General features: G+C 67.8%; 20 protein-coding genes and 1 pseudogene. 20 read left to right on the forward strand and 1 reads right to left on the reverse strand.

Annotation, left to right across the window (positions count from 1 at the left end; translation table 11 throughout):
- The first annotated feature begins 71 nt into the window (after window positions 1–71).
- From VK792_RS02385 to VK792_RS02410, 6 genes are all read left to right on the forward strand, one after another.
- Window positions 72–278, forward strand: a complete 207-nt coding sequence (locus tag VK792_RS02385) for a phage head-tail joining protein (RefSeq protein WP_326295746.1) — start codon at window positions 72–74, stop codon at window positions 276–278.
- Window positions 278–1,825 (forward strand): phage portal protein, encoded by a 1,548-nt coding sequence (locus VK792_RS02390; RefSeq protein ID WP_326295747.1) that lies wholly within the window; start codon window positions 278–280, stop codon window positions 1,823–1,825. The genes VK792_RS02385 and VK792_RS02390 overlap by 1 nt, the downstream gene beginning before the upstream one ends.
- 5 nt (window positions 1,826–1,830) lie before the next feature.
- Entirely contained in the window at window positions 1,831–3,897 is a 2,067-nt protein-coding gene (locus VK792_RS02395; protein WP_326295748.1) for a prohead protease/major capsid protein fusion protein, read from the forward strand.
- 79 nt (window positions 3,898–3,976) lie between these two features.
- Window positions 3,977–4,312: a DUF2190 family protein gene (locus VK792_RS02400; RefSeq protein ID WP_326295749.1), complete on the forward strand. Its 336-nt coding sequence runs from the start codon at window positions 3,977–3,979 to the stop codon at window positions 4,310–4,312.
- The gene (locus VK792_RS02405; RefSeq protein ID WP_326295750.1) at window positions 4,312–4,623 is read left to right on the forward strand and encodes a head-tail joining protein; all 312 of its coding nucleotides are present in this window, start codon (window positions 4,312–4,314) and stop codon (window positions 4,621–4,623) included. The genes VK792_RS02400 and VK792_RS02405 overlap by 1 nt, the downstream gene beginning before the upstream one ends.
- Window positions 4,620–5,255: a DUF6441 family protein gene (locus tag VK792_RS02410; RefSeq protein WP_326295751.1), complete on the forward strand. Its 636-nt coding sequence runs from the start codon at window positions 4,620–4,622 to the stop codon at window positions 5,253–5,255. The genes VK792_RS02405 and VK792_RS02410 overlap by 4 nt, the downstream gene beginning before the upstream one ends.
- A 1-nt stretch (window position 5,256) precedes the next feature.
- On the opposite strand, the gene VK792_RS02415 is transcribed toward VK792_RS02410, so the two are convergent.
- Window positions 5,257–5,796 carry a hypothetical protein gene (locus VK792_RS02415; protein ID WP_326295752.1) on the reverse strand — a complete coding sequence of 180 codons (540 nt, stop codon included), beginning with the start codon at window positions 5,794–5,796 and terminating at the stop codon, window positions 5,257–5,259.
- A 41-nt stretch (window positions 5,797–5,837) separates the two neighbouring features.
- Between VK792_RS02415 and VK792_RS02420 the strand changes: the two genes are divergently transcribed.
- The 14 genes and pseudogenes from VK792_RS02420 to VK792_RS19540 form a co-directional block, all read left to right on the forward strand.
- Window positions 5,838–6,257 (forward strand): acyl-CoA transferase, encoded by a 420-nt coding sequence (locus tag VK792_RS02420; protein ID WP_326295753.1) that lies wholly within the window; start codon window positions 5,838–5,840, stop codon window positions 6,255–6,257.
- 22 nt (window positions 6,258–6,279) lie between these two features.
- Window positions 6,280–7,218: a phage tail tube protein gene (locus VK792_RS02425; protein WP_326295754.1), complete on the forward strand. Its 939-nt coding sequence runs from the start codon at window positions 6,280–6,282 to the stop codon at window positions 7,216–7,218.
- Complete coding sequence (locus tag VK792_RS02430; RefSeq protein ID WP_326295755.1) at window positions 7,218–7,673, forward strand: phage-derived protein YdaY family protein; 456 nt, start codon at window positions 7,218–7,220, stop codon at window positions 7,671–7,673. Before VK792_RS02425 ends, VK792_RS02430 begins: the two co-directional genes overlap by 1 nt.
- A gap of 98 nt (window positions 7,674–7,771) precedes the next feature.
- Window positions 7,772–7,912: a DUF7697 family protein gene (locus tag VK792_RS02435; RefSeq protein WP_326295756.1), complete on the forward strand. Its 141-nt coding sequence runs from the start codon at window positions 7,772–7,774 to the stop codon at window positions 7,910–7,912.
- Window positions 7,893–10,055, forward strand: coding sequence for a phage tail tape measure C-terminal domain-containing protein (locus VK792_RS02440; protein ID WP_326295757.1), 2,163 nt, complete (start codon window positions 7,893–7,895; stop codon window positions 10,053–10,055). Before VK792_RS02435 ends, VK792_RS02440 begins: the two co-directional genes overlap by 20 nt.
- A complete protein-coding gene (locus VK792_RS02445) occupies window positions 10,055–10,681 on the forward strand; it encodes a DUF2460 domain-containing protein (protein WP_326295758.1) in 627 nt (208 codons plus the stop codon). Before VK792_RS02440 ends, VK792_RS02445 begins: the two co-directional genes overlap by 1 nt.
- Window positions 10,678–11,025, forward strand: a complete 348-nt coding sequence (locus tag VK792_RS02450) for a Clp protease/crotonase-like domain-containing protein (RefSeq protein ID WP_326295759.1) — start codon at window positions 10,678–10,680, stop codon at window positions 11,023–11,025. The genes VK792_RS02445 and VK792_RS02450 overlap by 4 nt, the downstream gene beginning before the upstream one ends.
- A complete protein-coding gene (locus VK792_RS02455) occupies window positions 11,018–11,149 on the forward strand; it encodes a hypothetical protein (protein ID WP_326295760.1) in 132 nt (43 codons plus the stop codon). The genes VK792_RS02450 and VK792_RS02455 overlap by 8 nt, the downstream gene beginning before the upstream one ends.
- A gap of 28 nt (window positions 11,150–11,177) precedes the next feature.
- A complete protein-coding gene (locus VK792_RS02460) occupies window positions 11,178–11,792 on the forward strand; it encodes a lysozyme (protein ID WP_326295761.1) in 615 nt (204 codons plus the stop codon).
- Window positions 11,793–11,795: 3 nt separating this feature from the next.
- The gene (locus tag VK792_RS02465; protein WP_326295762.1) at window positions 11,796–12,026 is read left to right on the forward strand and encodes a hypothetical protein; all 231 of its coding nucleotides are present in this window, start codon (window positions 11,796–11,798) and stop codon (window positions 12,024–12,026) included.
- Window positions 12,019–12,252 carry a hypothetical protein gene (locus tag VK792_RS02470; protein ID WP_326295763.1) on the forward strand — a complete coding sequence of 78 codons (234 nt, stop codon included), beginning with the start codon at window positions 12,019–12,021 and terminating at the stop codon, window positions 12,250–12,252. The genes VK792_RS02465 and VK792_RS02470 overlap by 8 nt, the downstream gene beginning before the upstream one ends.
- Before the next feature lie 126 nt (window positions 12,253–12,378).
- Complete coding sequence (locus VK792_RS02475; RefSeq protein WP_326295764.1) at window positions 12,379–13,266, forward strand: phage/gene transfer agent baseplate hub protein; 888 nt, start codon at window positions 12,379–12,381, stop codon at window positions 13,264–13,266.
- On the forward strand, window positions 13,263–13,724 hold the full coding sequence (locus tag VK792_RS02480) for an NlpC/P60 family protein (RefSeq protein WP_326295765.1): 462 nt from the start codon (window positions 13,263–13,265) through the stop codon (window positions 13,722–13,724). The genes VK792_RS02475 and VK792_RS02480 overlap by 4 nt, the downstream gene beginning before the upstream one ends.
- Window positions 13,724–15,556 (forward strand): annotated as a pseudogene (locus VK792_RS19540) (baseplate multidomain protein megatron); the annotation flags it as partial. The gene VK792_RS02480 and the pseudogene VK792_RS19540, both read left to right, overlap by 1 nt.
- Between the last annotated feature and the right edge of the window lie 393 nt (window positions 15,557–15,949).

Raw genomic sequence — 15,949 nt, forward strand, 5'->3', positions numbered from 1 at the left:
TCCGCGTAGCGGATGCGAGGCTCCAGTGGAGCGTCGCAAGGGAACGAACGCACTGAGCGGGAGCGAAGGGCATGGATTGGACGGAAACCGAGCTGTCGGCACTGCGCCGCGCCTATGCCAGTGGCACAACGCGGGTCAGCTATGACGGCAAATCCGTCGATTATGGCTCGGCCGAGGATCTGCTGGCGCGCATCCGGACCATCGAGCGGGCGATTGCTGGGATCACCCAGCCTCTGCCGGTGGCCGGTCTCGCGGGCTTCTCGCGCGGGGATCGATAATGGCAACCAATTGGTTCGATAGGGCCATCGCCACCGTGGCGCCCCGCACGGCGGCCCGCCGTGTCCTCGCCAGGCAAGCCTTCGACACCTTGGCGCGGGGCTATGACGGCGCGGCCAAGGGGCGGCGCACCGAGGGCTGGCGCGCGCCGGGCAGTTCCGCCGACACCGAGATCAGCATCGCCGGGGCGCTGCTGCGCGACCGGATGCGTGATCTGGTGCGCAACAACCCGCATGCGGCCAAGGCCGTGGCGGTGTTGGTCAACAACATCGTCGGGGCCGGCATCATGCCGCGCGCGGCCAGCGGCGATGACAAGCTGGACCGCACGGTAGACGCGCTCTTTGCCCGCTGGTCGGAGGCCGCAGACGCCGATGGCCAGCTCGACTTCTACGGGCTGCAGACGCTGATCTGCCGCGAGATGGTCGAGGCGGGCGAGGTTCTGGTGCGCCGACGCCTGCGCCGATCCTCGGACGGGCTGCCGGTGCCGCTGCAATTGCAGGTGCTCGAGGCCGACTTTCTCGACGCCACCAAAACCGGATCCATCGGCAATGGCCGCCTCGTGCAGGGCATCGAGTTCGACGCGATCGGCAAGCGCCGGGCCTATTGGCTGCATGCCGAACATCCGGGCGACGCCTATGGCGCGTTGCGCGGTGGCACCAACAGCCGCCCGGTCCCGGCGATCGACATTGCCCATGTCTATGAAAAACAGCGCACGCAGGCACGCGGCGTTCCCTGGGGCGCGCCAGTGATCCGCAGTTTGCGCGATCTCGACGATTACGAGGTGGCCGAAATCGTCCGCAAAAAGACCGAGGCCTGTGTTACCGCCATCGTGTTTGGCGACGACGAAGCCCAGCAGGGTATCGCGCCCGCCGTTGTCGATGCCGATGGCAACCGGGTGGAACAGTTCGAGCCGGGGCTGATCGCCTATGCGCGCGGCGGCAAGGACATCCGCTTCAATCAACCTTCGGCCACCGGCGGCTACGGAGACTACAAGCGGGCCAGCCTGCACACGATCTCGGCCGGCTTCCGCGTGCCTTACGAGCTGCTCACCGGGGATCTCAGCCAGGTCAACTACTCCTCGATCCGCGCGGGGCTGGTCGAGTTCCGCCGGATGATCGACGCCGTGCAATGGCAGCTCTTCATCCCGATGCTCTGCGCGCCGGTCTGGCGCTGGTTCACCGAGGCCGCATGGGCGGCGGGCCGGATCCCGACGCCGGATGTGCCGGTCGAATGGTCGCCGCCGAAGTTCGAAGCGGTCGATCCGCAGAAGGACGCGATGGCGAACCTCTTGTCGATCCGCTCGGGCACCATGACGCTGGCCGAGGTGATCGCCCAACAGGGCCGCAATCCCGACGCTGTGCTGGCGGAGATCGCCGCGACCAATGCAAAGCTCGACGCGCTCGGGCTGGTGCTCGACAGCGACCCGCGCCGCGTCACCAAGACCGGCAGCGCGCAGACAAGCGACCCGACAAACGAACCGGCTGACCCCAAACCCACCACGGATCCAGAAACCGATCCGGCGCAGGCCGAGCCCGACCAACAGGACTAACCAACATGGACACGATGATCGAAATCCCGGCCCTGCGCCGGATGGCGGAGCTTGCGCCGAACACGGCCGATACCGAGGCCCGCACCGTCGAGGTGATCTGGTCGGCGGGGGCGCGGGTGCGCCGCTCGACCCTCTTCGGCGAGCCCTATGACGAAGAACTGAGCCTCGATCCAGACCATGTGCGGCTGGACCGTCTGAACGCGGGCGCGCCGTTTCTGAAGGTGCACGAGATCGACACGCTGGATGCGGTGATCGGCTCGGTCGTGCCGGGCTCGGCCCGGATCGAAAACGGCCGGGGCATTGCGCTCGTGCGCATCAGCGAACGCGCCGATGTCGAACCGATCTGGCGCGACATCCAGGCCGGGCACATCCGCGCTGTGTCCATCGGATACCAGGTCCACCGCTTCGAGGTCTCGAAGCCCGAGTCGGGCCGCGAGCTCTGGCGCGCGGTCGACTGGACGCCCTTCGAGGTCTCCGCCGTGCCCGTTGGCGCGGACCCTGCTGCGGGATTCCGTGCCCAATCCCCACTTCACGACTGCGTCCTCCATCGCCGGGACGTGCAACCCACCATCACAGGAGCCATCCCGATGAGCGACAAGACCGAGACCCCGGCCACCGACGCCGCAACCCGCACCACCCCCCAGCCGACCGAACCGGTCGCGACCGAGGACACCGCCATGCCCGAGCCGAAAACCCCCGCGACGGAACCGCAAACGGCTGCGGTCGAGACCCGTTCCCAGCCGAAAGCGCAGAAGCCTGAGGTCACCCCGGCGCCTGACGCCGAAGCCGTCGCCACCCGCGCGCGCGAAGCGGAACGCAACCGGGTCTCCACCATCTACGATCTGGCCGGCCGCCTGAACCTCGAGCGCAGCTTTGCCGAGGATCTGGTGAAACGCGGCACGGATATCGACGAGGCGCGCCGCCTGATCCTGGACCAGGTCGCTGCCAAATCCGAAGAAACCCGCACCTTCAGCCAGGTGTCGATCCCGCTCGGTGGCCGCGATGAGGCGATCACCCGCCGCGAGGCCGTCGCGAACGCGCTCCTGCACCGCTACAGCCCGACGCTCTTCGAGCTCGAGGACGCCGCGCGGCAATATCGCGGCATGACGCTGCTGGAACTGGCCCGCGAAAGCCTCGGCAATGCCGGGGTCAATACGCGGGGCCTCTCGCGCGATGAGGTGGCCACGCGCGCGTTGCACTCGACCTCGGACTTCCCCGAGATCCTGTCGGCGGTCACCAACAAGACCCTGCGGCAGGCCTATGAGGCCTATCCCCGCACCTTCATGCTGTTCTGCCGCCAGGTGCTCGCCACCGACTTCAAGGCCATGCACCGGGTCCAGCTCGGCGAGGCGCCGCAGTTGCTGGAAGTCGGCGAAAGTGGCGAGTTCAAGCGCGGCACGTTGGGCGAGAGCAAGGAAAGCTACAAGGTCAAGACCTATGGCCGCGTGGTCGCCATCACCCGCCAGACGCTGATCAACGACGATCTCGACGCCTTCACCCGGATCCCGGCGATGTACGGCAACTCCATCGCCCAGCTGGAAAGCGACGTGGTCTGGGGCATCATCACTGCAAACCCTTTGATGGCCGATGGCAATGCGCTGTTCCACGCCACCCACAAGAACCTCGCCGGCACCGGCGCTGCGCTCGACGTAACCAGCGTGGGGACGGCGCGGGCCGCGATGGCCAAGCAGACCGGGCTCGACAAGAAGATGGTGCTGAACGTGCGCCCCGCCTACCTGATCGTGCCGGCGGCGCTGGAGTTGAAGGCCGAGCAGTTGGTCGCCCAGAACCTCGTGCCCGCCGCGACGGCCAGCGTGGTGCCGCAATCGATCCGCACGCTCACCCCGATCAGCGAACCGCGCCTCGATGCCGCCAGCGCAACGGCCTGGTACCTGGCGGCGAGCCCGAACCAGATCGACACCATCGAATACGCCTATCTCGAGGGTCAGCAGGGTGCCTATATCGAGACCCGCAACGGCTTCGACGTGGACGGCGTCGAGATCAAGTGCCGCCTCGACTTCGGCGCCAAGGCCATCGACTGGCGCGGCCTCTACAAGAACCCCGGCGCGTGAGCCGGACCAATCCTGACATCTCACTTCTGACGGGCGGTCCAATCGGGCCGCCCATTCCCGTTTGAAAAGGATCCCGCACATGAAGAACTACGTCCAGCCCGGCAATACCATCACGCTCACCGCGCCTTATGCGGTCACCTCCGGCGATGGCCTGCTCGTCGGCTCCATCTTTGGCGTGGCCGCCGGGGACGCCGGCAATGGCGAGACCGTCGAGGTCGCTCTCACCGGTGTCTTTGATCTCAAGAAGGTCGCGTCCCAGGCGTGGTCCGCCGGTGACAAGGTCTATTGGGACAACACCAACAAGGAGGCCACCAAGACCGCCACGGCGAATACCCTGATCGGTGTCGCCATCGAAGCGGTTGCAGGCGGCGCGGGCGACGTGATCGGCCGGGTGCGCCTGAACGCGAGCTTCTGATGACGGCGTTCTCCGCCGTCGTGGATGCGCTGTTCAACGACCCCAACATCGGGCGCGAGGCGATCTACACCTCCGCGGGCGGCAATCCCGCACTGGTGCGCGTTGTCGCCCGGCAAGCAGATGCCATCACCGACTTCGGCGATGCGCGGATCTGGTCGGAAACGACAAGGGTGGACCTGCGCGTGTCCGAGGTTGCGACCCCGCGTCCCGGCGACCGGATCGAAATCGACGGCGAGGCCTTCCTCATCCAGGGCGAGCCCGTCCGGGACCGCGAGCGGCTCGTCTGGACTGTCGATCTGCGACCAGCATGAAGCTGAAACTGGATGTCACCCCCGACCTCGTCGCCGCCATGGCTGCCGAGGTGAAGGCGGGCGAGAAGGCCGTCACCGCCGCCATGCGCGAGGCCGGGACCGGGCTCAAGACCGCCTGGCGCGGGCAGATCACGGGCGCCGGGCTGGGCCGGCGGCTGGCGAATTCGATCCGGAGCCAGACCTACCCGAAGGCCGGCGAGAGCCTGAACGCGGCCGCGCTCGTGTGGTCCAAGGCCCCGGTCATCGTCGGCGCCCATGACACCGGCCCGCTGATCCGCTCGCGCGACGGCTTCTGGCTGGCGATCCCGCTGCCCGCCGCCGGCAAGGGGCGGCGCGGGGCAAAGCTGACGCCCGGCGAATGGGAACGGCGGAGGGGAATGCGCCTGCGCTTTGTCTATCGCCGACGCGGTCCCAGCCTGCTGATCGCCGACGGTCGGCTCAACACCAAGGGCCTCGGCGTGGCCTCCCGCTCCAGGGCCGGACGCGGCCGCGCCACTGTACCGGTCTTCCTGCTGGTGCCACAGGTGAAGCTGCCTAAACGGCTGAACCTCGACCGCGACGCCGAGCGGGCGCTCGACGGCGTGCCGGGGCTGATCGTGGCGAGCTGGGTGGAAGAACGGCTAATTGGTTGATTTAGATTGACAGAAAAGCCCGCTTGGCAAACTTCGCGCTGTTACTTGGCCGCCCTTGGAACTGCTCTCCGATGATCCCATGCACGTACACTTCTCGGTGGAACCGCGTCTTGCTGGTATTTGCGATTTCAGGGTTTTTCGACAACGCCATACCAATAAGGGTTGTTTCTAGCCACTCGACGTAATCGTCAGAACCACTGCGATTTTTCGAAAGGCGCCATGTATCGGTAATTAGTGGGAAAAGAAGTATACAGGGCTTTCCACGACGGTAGGATTTTTCTGCATTGCCCGGAGCCAATATTGCAGAGTAATGATCCAGCTTATGGGGAGTGAACACCTCATCCTGAAACCCTCCCTGAGCAAGTGTTTTGCCGACGTACCATGGTTGGACCTTCCGACCGTTGTCGATGCAGAAGGCGTAGCAACCTAGGGCTTTGCTAAGGCCTTCCCAATAGTCCTCGACGTGTTGCCAGAATTCTTTCCTCCAATGACCCGTCCGCTCTCTCGGAAAGTGAAACGGCCCGCAGCTCTCAAACTTCAACGATCCAGTCCTCATTTGCCTTGTTTGAGTTAGCATAGACGATGCGCATCCTTCGCGAAACCATCCTCGCCGCGCTGCACGCGCGGCTCTCGGCGCTGCCAGCCACCGCGCTCCGTGGCGAAGTGCTGCCCGAGCGCGTGCCGGCCGAGGGCCTCGTGATCCTCCGCGATGGCGAACCGGGGGAGCCGGAGGTGACACTGTCGCCGCTCGCCTACCACTATGAACACCGGGCGGAGATCGAGGCGGTGGCTCAAGGCGCCGACCGTGATGCGGCCTTCGACACGCTCTGCGCGAGCATCGGCACGGCGCTTGCCGCTGACCGAACGCTGGGCGGTCTCTGCGACTGGTTCGAGGCAGAAGCGCCGCGGCCGGTCGATCTGCCCATCGAGGGGGCGGCGAGCGTGAAGGCGGCGGTCATTCCGGTGATCCTACACTACACCACGGCCGATCCCTTGGCCTGACCCCAAATCATAGGAGAACAAAATGGCACGCGCCCAGGGGGCGCGGTCGCAACTCGCGGCCGCGTTCGAGACGACCTATGGCACCGCGCCGGCCTCGGGCTTCATGCAGATGCCCTTCGCCAGCGCCTCGCTCGGAGCCGAACAGCCGCTGCTGGCCTCGGAACTTCTCGGCTATGGCCGCGATCCGCTGGCGCCGATCAAGGATGCGGTGACGGCGGACGGCGACATCACCGTGCCGCTCGACGCCGAGGCCTTCGGCTTCTGGCTGAAGGCGGCGTTCGGTGCGTCGACCACCACCGGCACCACGAACAAGACCCACACCTTCAAGTCCGGCTCGTGGACACTGCCGAGCATGGCGATCGAGGTGGCCATGCCGGAAATCCCGCGCTTTGCCATGTACACGGGCTGCGTGCTGGATCAGTTGAGCCTGCAGATGCAGCGTTCGGGGTTGCTGACGGCGGACGTGAAGCTGGTCGCGCAAGGCGAGACTGTCGCCACCGCCACGGCGGCCGGCACGCCCACGAGCTACGCCCTGCAACGCTTCGGCCATTTCAACGGGGCGATCAAGCGCAACGGCACCGCGCTTGGCAACATCGTCTCGGCGGACCTGACCTATGCGAACAATGTCGAGCGCATCGAGACCATCCGCAACGATGGCCGCATCGACGGGGCCGATCCCTCGATTGCCGCGCTCACCGGCAAGATCGACGTGCGCTTTGCCGATACCACGCTGATGGACCAGGCGCTGAACGGGACGGCCGCATCGCTGGAGTTCTCCTGGACTATCTCGGCCAACGTCAGTCTGACGATTACCGCCCACGCGGTCTACCTCCCGCGCCCCCGGGTCGAAATCCAGGGACCACAGGGCATCCAGGCGAGCTTCGACTGGCAGGCCGCCACCGATTCCGTGGCCGGGCAGATGTGCACAATCGTCCTCAAGAATCAGGTGGTGAATTACTGATGCTGACCCTCGATCTTTCCAACGAACCCCGCTGGCACGACCTCGCCCCCGGCGTCCGGGTTCAGCTGCGCCCGCTGACCACCGCGCTGATGGTGGCAACGCGAAGCGATCCGGCCGTGGAGGCTGTCCCTGAAGGGGCTTCCGACGAGGAACGCGCCGTCGCTTTCGCCAAGGCGCTGGCCCGCCGCGCGGTGCTCGCCTGGGAGGGCATCGGGGACGCCGACGGCAATCCCATCGACCCCAGCCCCGAGGCCATCGACGCGCTGCTCGACATCTGGCCGATCTTCGAGGCCTTCCAGCTGACCTACGTCTCCAAAGGCCTCTTGCTGGAGCAGGAAAAAAACGCCTCCGCGCTCTCGCCGAGTGGTCCTTCGGCGGGGGCGAGCGATACTGCGAGGCCTGCCAGCCCTACGAGGGCCGCGACAAAGCCTGCCCGGACTGCCCTACGCGGCTGAACCGGCCGCTCACGCATGAGGGCTGGCAGGTCTGGGACCTGGTCGGCCGCCTCGGCGGCCAGCTTCGCGTGCTGCCTGGTGCTGTAATCGGCTGGGACTTGAGCGCCGCGCTCGCGCTCGGCGACGCCCTCGGCGTGCCGCCCGCTGCCATGGCCGAACTGCTGCCCGTCATCGAAGCGGTGATGGTGGCCAAGCTCAACGAACAGATGGAACACGCGCATGGCGGAAAAGAGGGTTAGCGTCCGCCTCGCCGCGGTCGGCGGGCGGCAGGTGCGCGCCGAGTTAAAGGGTGTCGGCGAGGCCGGCGCCAGTGGTTTCGGACGTTTGAGCCGAGAAATGGAAGCGGCCAACGCAAGGCTCGCGGGCTTCGCGCGCCGGGTGCGGGTGGCAGCTGCTGCCGCCGTCGCCGCTGCCACGGCCGCCGGTGTCGCCATGGTGCGGTCCGGCCTGCAAACGGTCGACGCGCAGGCCAAGCTCGCACAGTCGCTCGGCACCACCGTCGCCTCGATCCAGACGCTGGAGCGCGCCGGCGAGTTGGCGGGCGTGTCCATGTCCGGCATCGAGCAGGCGACGAAGGATCTGACCCGTCGTCTGAGCCAGGCTGCCGCAGGAACCGGCCCTGCGGCGCAGGCTCTTGAGCGGCTCGGGTTGTCTGCCTCCGACCTACTGGCCTTGCCGCTCGACGAGCGAGTGGGCGCGATCAACGCGGCGATCGAGAACTTCGTGCCCGCCGCCGAGCGCGCGGCGGTCGCGGGCCAGCTCTTCGGCGAGGAAGGCTCCATCGCCATGAGCCGGATCGACACGGCAACTCTGCGCCAGGCGACGGAGGACGTACGGGCCTTCGGGGTCGTGGTCTCCGAGACGGATGCCGACCAGATCGAGCGCACCAATGACGCCATCTCGCGGCTCGGGCTGATCTGGCGCGGGCTCTCGAACCAGCTTGCCGTTGCCGCGGCACCGACGCTCGAGGCGGTGGCCGACGCCATGGCGACACTCGCCAGCCGCACCGGACCGCTCGGCCAGGCCATTGCCGGGCTCTTCGACAATATCGGCCGCCTGACCACCTATGCCGCGACGTTCGCTGCCTTCCTTGCCAGCCGCTGGGTCGCCGGGCTGGCCGCTGCCGCGCTGTCCGTGCGGGGCCTCGCCACGGCGCTCGTGGTCCTGCGCGGGGCGCTCATCCGCACCGGCATCGGCGCCCTGATCGTCGGCGCGGGCGAACTCATCTACCAGTTCACGCAGCTCGTGCGTGGCGCCGGCGGCTTTGGCGAGGCGCTCGAACTCATGGGCAATGTCGCGAAAGCGGTCTGGGACGGGATCAAGGTGACCGTCACCTCCTTCGTCGATGATTTCCGGGCGATGCGCGCGGACATCGAGGCGATCTGGCTGCGGCTCATGGCGTTTCTCTCGCAAAAATGGGCCGACTTCCTCGCCCAGATCGGCCCGACCTTCAACGCGGTCTCGGAGCGCATCGGGGCGGATGCCCGGATCGACGTCTTCGGGGCGCAGAGCTACGCGTCCTACTTGGAACACGCCGCCAGCAATGCCGGCCACCAGGCCGATACCCTTCGCAACCGCGCAGCGGATACCCGCGCCCATGCCTTCGACGGCGTGCGCGCGGCGGTGGATGCGCTACGGGCCGCCATGCGCGCAAGCGGCGAGGACGGTGCGGATGCGCTTGACGAGGCGAGGGCGGCGGCCGACCGCGTGATGGAGGCGCTGGATGCCGCGGGTCAGGCAGGACGCGCGGCCGGGGCCGCCAACGCCGATGGGGCTGAGCAGGCTGCAACGGGCTGGGCGGCCGTCACCGCGACGCTGGCCGATTACGCCGCCAAGGCCCGCGACATCGGCGCCGATATCGGCCAGAGCCTCGTGGGCGCGTTCCGCAGCGCCGAGGACGCGGTGGCGGAGTTCGTGAAGTCCGGCAAGCTGGATTTCCGTGATTTGGTGACTTCGCTGATCGCCGACCTGGCGCGGCTCGCCGCCCGGCGGTTCATCCTCGGCCCGCTCGCGGGCGCCCTCGGCGGCATCCTTGGCGGCGCGGGCGGGCTCCTTGCCGGGGTCTTCCACGCGGGCGGTGTGGTTGGCGAGCCGGCGCCGTCGCGCATGGTCCCGGCCATGGCTTTCGCTGGGGCACCCCGGATGCATGCCGGTGGCGCAGTGGGCGGTCCCACCTGGGCCGGCCTGCGCCCTGACGAGGTGCCCGCAATCCTGCAGCGGGGCGAGCGGGTGCTGTCGCGCCGCGAGGCGCAGAGCTATGGCGCCGGCGGCGGTGTCACCATCAACATCAACACCCGCGACGCGGAAAGCTTCCGGCAATCGCGCACGCAAGTCGCGGCCGACATTGCCCGGGCGGTGTCGCTGGGCAGACGGGGGCTCTGATGGCGTTTCACGAAGTGCGGTTTCCCGACAACATCAGCCGCGCCGCCCGGGGTGGGCCGGAACGGCGCACGCAAATCGTCGAGCTCGCCTCGGGCGACGAGGAGCGCAACGCCAGCTGGGCGAACTCGCGCCGGCGCTATGACGTCGCCTACGGCATTCGCCGTGCGGACGATCTGGCGGCTGTGGTTGCCTTCTTCGAGGCCCGCAACGGGCGGCTCTACGGCTTCCGCTTTAGGGACTGGGCGGACTTCAAGTCGTGCCTGCCGTCGCAGGCGCCTTCGGCGACCGACCAGGTCATCGGCACCGGGGACGGCACGACGACGGCATTCCAGCTGGTGAAGGCCTACGCGTCGGGCGCGCATGTCTGGACCCGGGCCATCACCAAGCCGGTGGTCGGAAGCGTTACGGTGGCTGTCGATGGCGTGGAACAGGCAGGCGGCTGGTCGGTCGACACAACCACCGGCCTCGTCACTTTCACTACCGCTCCGGCTTCTGGTGCCACCATCACCGCCGGCTTCGAGTTCGACGTCCCCGTCCGCTTCGACACCGACACACTCGACGTCACCCTCGATCTCGAACGCCTCGGCTCCATCACCTCCATCCCGCTCCTGGAAATCCGGCGATGAACGAAAATTCCGGCTTCGTCGCAACGGTGCTGCGCGACCTTGCCGAAACGACCGCAGCGATCCTTGCCATATGGGGCGCGCTTGGCGGCGCCACCAACGCGCTGACCACGAAGATGCGGCTGCGCGATGCGCTGCGCCACATCCTGCTCGGCGGGCTGATTGCGGCCGGCATGGGAAGCCTCTCCATGGCCGTCATCACCAGCTGGCTGGGTCTGCCGCCGCAGGCGATCCCCGCGGGCGGGGCAGCGGGTTCCGCCGCCTATCTCGTCGGGGTCTTCGGCCCGGCCGTGATCGAGCTGGTGCTGGCGCGCCTTCGCCAGGCACGGGAGGGCAGCGATGACTGAACTCGTCCGTGTCCTGCGTGGCCTGCGGCGCCTGCCCGACGACCCGCGCGGTGCCTTCGCCCACCGTCTGCGCATCGGCCTCGCGGTCGCCGCGCTGATCCTGATCCTTTCGCTCCTGAGGTAACCCCATGCACATGACAGACCGGGGCCTCATGGCCCTTGCCCGGCACGAGGGCATCGTGCCCGGGCCCTATCGCGATTCCACCGGCACCTGGACTTTCGGCATCGGCCACACCGCCGCCGCCGGGCCGCCCGATCCGGCGCTGATGCCGCGCGGGATGCCCGCCGACACGCAAGCCGGGATCCGCGAGGCGTTTCGGGTCTTCCGCGCCGATCTTGCCCGCTTTGAGGCTGACGTCCTGCGCGCCGTGACCGTGCCGCTCAAGCCGCACGAGTTCGATGCGCTGGTCTCGTTTCACTACAATACCGGCGGGATCGCGCGCGCGGCGCTGACCCGGCATCTCAACGCCGGCAATCGCGTCGCAGCTGCCGACGCGTTCCTGAACTGGCGCAAGCCTGCTTCGATCATTCCGCGCCGGGAGGCCGAGCGCGACCTGTTCCGCGATGGCCGCTATCCGGAAGGCCCGATCCCGGTCTGGTCCGTGGACCGCACGGGACGCGTGGATTTCTCGCGGCCGATCCGTCGCCTGACCGAGGATGAGGCGCTGGAACTGCTGCGCCCCGCCAAGCCCGCCATTCCCGATCCGCCGACCAGCTGGCTCGCACGGCTGATCGCCTTGTTCTCCAACCTGATCCCGAAGGCCTGATCCATGCGCTACATCCGACCCAAATCCCTGACATGGTGGGCGGGATGCCTTGCCATTCTCACCGGCATCGCCTCCGTCACGCTGCCCACCACGGGCCCGGTTGGCGAACTTTCCCGCCTCGTGGCTCTGCTCGCTGGCTCCGGCGACGCCTCGCCCGCTGGCCTCGTTTTCCTCGGCCTCGGTCTCATTGGCCTGCGTGACCGGATCGAGCGCGGGTTCCGCGGCGATGACTGAGTTCCTGATCTGGCTGGTCGCCGCTCTGGGCGCGGTCGGGGGCGTTGTCCTCGGCCGGGCCTGGGGGCGGGTGGAAGGAAAGCGTCAGGGCAAACGGGAGGCCGAATGCGATGCCATGGAAGAGACAATCGGGAAGGTCGAACGTGGCCGCGATGCGGTTCGCGATGGCCGCGCCGGCGGCGATGATACTGCTCAGCGGCTGCGCCGCAACGACGGGCGCTGGTAATGCGGGCTGCATCTCCTACGCCGAAGCCCGACTGGCACGGCCGCCTGTAGAGACCGTCACGGAGGTTCCGCCGGCATGGGCCGACTGGATCGCCGATCTCGATGACCGCATGACGGGAACCTGCCGATGAAATCCCTCTCGCCAGCCCTGCAGGCGCATCTCGACGAGGGCACCACGACGCTCGCCTGGTGCTGGCGGATCACGCGGGCGGATGGCCAGGTGTTTGGCTTCACCGATCATGATCAGGCGCTTTCCTTCGATGCTACCAGCTTCGAGCCCGAGAGCGGATTTGCGGCCTCGGAACTGCGCGCTTCGGGCGATTTGGCGGTGGACGCGCAGGATGCCGAAGGCGTGCTGCGCTCGGGCGTCATCACCGAGGCCGACATTGCCGCGGGGCTCTGGGACGGCGCTGCGGTCGAGGTCTGGCGGGTGAACTGGGCCGACACCAGCCAGCGTGTGCTCATGCGACGCGGCGCCATCGGCGAGATTCGGCGCGGGCGGGTGGCCTTCACCGCCGAGATGCGCTCGCTCGCCCACGTGCTCGACCAGCCGGTGGGGCGGAGTTTCCAGGCCGGGTGTGATGCTGTGCTGGGTGACGGGCGCTGCGGGATCGACCTCGAGAACCCGGCCTGGAAGGGCAGCGGTTCCGTGGCGGTGCTGCTGCGAGACCGGGCGTTTTCTGTGGCGGGGCTTTCTGGCTTTGGCACGGGGCTCTTCACCTTTGGAACGCTGACCTGGGATACGGGCACCAATACTGGCCGGACAGTGGAGGTGAAACGCCACGAGGTGGCGAGCACCGGCGAGGCGGTCATCACGCTGCTGGAACCGCCCGCGAGCCCCATTGCCGCGAACGACGCCTTCACCATCCGCGCCGGCTGCGACAAGGCCTTCGGCACCTGCCGCGATCGCTTCGGCAACACCGCCAACTTCCGGGGCTTTCCGCATATCCCAGGAAACGACACCGTGCTGCGCTACGCCTCCCAAGGGAAGGCGAATGACGGGAGCGTGCTGTGAGCGCGGGCTTCATCCGTCGCCCCGTTGCGCCGGCGAAGGTGATCGCGGCGGCGCGGTCCTGGCTCGGCACGCCCTATCACGACCAGCAGAGCGTGAGGGGCGTGGGCTGCGACTGCCTCGGCCTCGCGCGCGGCGTCTGGCGCGAAGTTTTGGGGCCTGAGCCGTTCCCGATCCCGCCCTATTCTCGCGATTGGGGAGAGGCCGGGCCGTGCGAAGTGCTGGCCGAGGGCGCGCGCGGCTGCATGATCGAGGTGGGGAGGCATGATCCGCCACCCGGCGCGCTTCTGATGTTCCGCATGCGCGAGCGCGCCATTGCCAAGCATGTCGGTATCCTCACCGACACGGGCACGATGATTCACGCCCGCGAACGGCTGGGCGTGATCGAGGAACCTTTCAACCGGTCCTGGCGGCGGCGCGTCGCCTTCACCTTTCTCTACCCGCAACCCCGGAGGCGCTGATGGCGACCCTCGTGCTCGGTCTGGCCGGTCAGGCCATCGGCGCCTCGATCGGCGGCGGCATCCTTGGCATTTCCGCCGCCACAATCGGCGGGGCGATCGGGACCATGGCCGGTTCCGTTGTCGACAGCTGGATCGTGGGTTCCATCCAGCCCGACCAGCGCTATGAGGGCGCAAGGCTGGACAGCCTGCGGGTGACCTCCGCCACCGAAGGAACGACGATCCCCCGCGTCTTCGGCCGCATGCGCCTTGGCGGCAACATCATCTGGGCCACGGATTTCACCGAACATGTCAGCACCAGCACGCAAGGCGGCGGCAAGGGCGGCGGGCCGAAGGTGACCACCACAGAATACAGCTATTCGGCCTCCTTCGCCGTCGCGCTCTGCCAAGGCCCGATCACCGGCATCGGTCGCATCTGGGCCGATGGCGAGTTGCTCGATACCTCGACCGCCACCTGGCGCTGGTATCCGGGCGGCGAGGCGCAGGCCGCCGACCCGTTCATCGCCGCGAAGATGGGCGCCGAGGGCGCACCGGCCTATCGCGGCACGGCTTACGTAGTATTCGAAGAGCTCGACCTCACGCCGTTCGGCAACCGCATCCCGCAGCTGTCCTTCGAGGTCTTGCGACCGCTCGCCGACCCCGACACCGCCGAGGGCGCGATCCGCGCCGTTACCATGATCCCCGGCGCGGGCGAGTTCGTCTATGCCACGGAACCGGTGATGCGGACCGAAGGCGCGAAGACCACGCCCGAGAACGCGCACGCCGAGACTACCCAAGCGGATTTCCTGGTCTCGCTGGACCGGCTCGAAGCGTTGGCCCCGGCGGTGGAGAGCGTGTCGCTGGTGGTAAGCTGGTTCGGCAACGACCTGCGCGCGGGCAACTGCACCATCCGCCCCGGCGTCGAGACAGCCACCAAGACCACCACCCCGCAGGTCTGGCAGGTCAACGGCGTGAACCGGGCCGTGGCGCATCTCGTTTCCACAGATGCCGAGGGGCGGCCCGTCTTCGGCGGCACGCCGAATGACAAAGCGGTGGTGCAGGCGATCAAGGAGCTCAAGGCGCGGGGGTATCGCGTCACCTTTTATCCCTTCATCCTCTTGGACGTGCCCGAGGGGAACACGCTGCCGGATCCCTACAGCGACAACGCCGCCACCCTCGGCCAGCCGGCGCTGCCATGGCGCGGGCGGATCACCTGTTCGCCGGCAGCAGGCTTTGCTGGCACGGTGGACAAGACCGGCGCGGCGGCCAGCCAGGTCGCGGCGTTCTTCGGCAATGCGCGGGTTTCGGACTTTGCCGTCTCTGGCGAGACTGTCTCCTGGACCGGCGGCGCCGACTGGGGCTGGCGGCGGATGATCCTGCACTACGCCCACCTCTGCGCGGCAGCGGGCGGGGTCGACACCTTCCTGATCGGCTCCGAGCTGCGCGGGCTGACCACGATCCGCGACGGCGCCGCGACCTATCCGGCGGTTGGGCAGCTCCAGAGCCTCGCGGCCGATGTCCGCGCAGTCCTCGGTTCTTCGACAAAGATCAGCTACGCGGCCGACTGGTCGGAATACTTTGGCCACCAGCCCGCCGATGGCTCGGGTGACGTGTTCTTCCACCTTGATCCGCTCTGGACGCACGCGGAGATCGATTTCATCGGCATCGACAATTACATGCCGCTGTCCGACTGGCGGGACGGCTTCGAGCATCTCGACGCGCAGGCCGGCTGGCCCGCCATCTACGACCGCGCCTATCTGCAAGCCAACATCGAAGGCGGTGAGGGGTTCGACTGGTTCTATGCCAGCGATGCCGACCGCTCGGCGCAGTTCCGCACGCCGATCACCGATGGGGCCGAGCTCTTCGTGGCCATGACCCCGGCCCGCAGCTTCGCCGAGACCAGCGGGGCGACGCTGACCGACGCCGATTTCGGCGGCGAGGCGACGCGCAAATCAGATGCAGCCTTCTCCGCACGGGTACCGCTTCCCGCCAATCCGACTGATGGCGTGCTTTTCGAGCGCGGCGGCAGCGGCACTGGCATGCTGCTCTGCCTGCGCGACGGCGGCACCATCTTTCGCTACCGTGTCGGACAGGGCAGCGTGACCGGGCCGAATGCCGAGGCTGCGTTCCTCGACATTCCGGTCTCGTCCATGCCGTTCGATGGCAACGAACATGAGCTGGTCTGGGACGTCACGCTTGCGACCGGAACGATCCGCCTGTGGTGCGATGGCATCCCCATGGGCGCGGCA

Origin of the sequence: Mesobacterium hydrothermale (genome assembly GCF_035818635.1) — a bacterium.
Lineage (GTDB): Bacteria > Pseudomonadota > Alphaproteobacteria > Rhodobacterales > Rhodobacteraceae > Mesobacterium_A > Mesobacterium_A hydrothermale.

Excerpts from the sequence above, each read along its gene's own strand:
- VK792_RS02385 (WP_326295746.1), top strand. The coding sequence starts at position 72 with ATGGATTGGACGGAAACCGAGCTGTCGGCACTGCGCCGCGCCTATGCC.
- VK792_RS02390 (WP_326295747.1), top strand. The coding sequence starts at position 278 with ATGGCAACCAATTGGTTCGATAGGGCCATCGCCACCGTGGCGCCCCGC.
- VK792_RS02395 (WP_326295748.1), top strand. The coding sequence starts at position 1,831 with ATGGACACGATGATCGAAATCCCGGCCCTGCGCCGGATGGCGGAGCTT.
- VK792_RS02400 (WP_326295749.1), top strand. The coding sequence starts at position 3,977 with ATGAAGAACTACGTCCAGCCCGGCAATACCATCACGCTCACCGCGCCT.
- VK792_RS02405 (WP_326295750.1), top strand. The coding sequence starts at position 4,312 with ATGACGGCGTTCTCCGCCGTCGTGGATGCGCTGTTCAACGACCCCAAC.
- VK792_RS02410 (WP_326295751.1), top strand. The coding sequence starts at position 4,620 with ATGAAGCTGAAACTGGATGTCACCCCCGACCTCGTCGCCGCCATGGCT.
- VK792_RS02420 (WP_326295753.1), top strand. The coding sequence starts at position 5,838 with ATGCGCATCCTTCGCGAAACCATCCTCGCCGCGCTGCACGCGCGGCTC.
- VK792_RS02425 (WP_326295754.1), top strand. The coding sequence starts at position 6,280 with ATGGCACGCGCCCAGGGGGCGCGGTCGCAACTCGCGGCCGCGTTCGAG.
- VK792_RS02430 (WP_326295755.1), top strand. The coding sequence starts at position 7,218 with ATGCTGACCCTCGATCTTTCCAACGAACCCCGCTGGCACGACCTCGCC.
- VK792_RS02440 (WP_326295757.1), top strand. The coding sequence starts at position 7,893 with ATGGCGGAAAAGAGGGTTAGCGTCCGCCTCGCCGCGGTCGGCGGGCGG.
- VK792_RS02445 (WP_326295758.1), top strand. The coding sequence starts at position 10,055 with ATGGCGTTTCACGAAGTGCGGTTTCCCGACAACATCAGCCGCGCCGCC.
- VK792_RS02450 (WP_326295759.1), top strand. The coding sequence starts at position 10,678 with ATGAACGAAAATTCCGGCTTCGTCGCAACGGTGCTGCGCGACCTTGCC.
- VK792_RS02455 (WP_326295760.1), top strand. The coding sequence starts at position 11,018 with ATGACTGAACTCGTCCGTGTCCTGCGTGGCCTGCGGCGCCTGCCCGAC.
- VK792_RS02460 (WP_326295761.1), top strand. The coding sequence starts at position 11,178 with ATGGCCCTTGCCCGGCACGAGGGCATCGTGCCCGGGCCCTATCGCGAT.
- VK792_RS02465 (WP_326295762.1), top strand. The coding sequence starts at position 11,796 with ATGCGCTACATCCGACCCAAATCCCTGACATGGTGGGCGGGATGCCTT.
- VK792_RS02470 (WP_326295763.1), top strand. The coding sequence starts at position 12,019 with ATGACTGAGTTCCTGATCTGGCTGGTCGCCGCTCTGGGCGCGGTCGGG.
- VK792_RS02475 (WP_326295764.1), top strand. The coding sequence starts at position 12,379 with ATGAAATCCCTCTCGCCAGCCCTGCAGGCGCATCTCGACGAGGGCACC.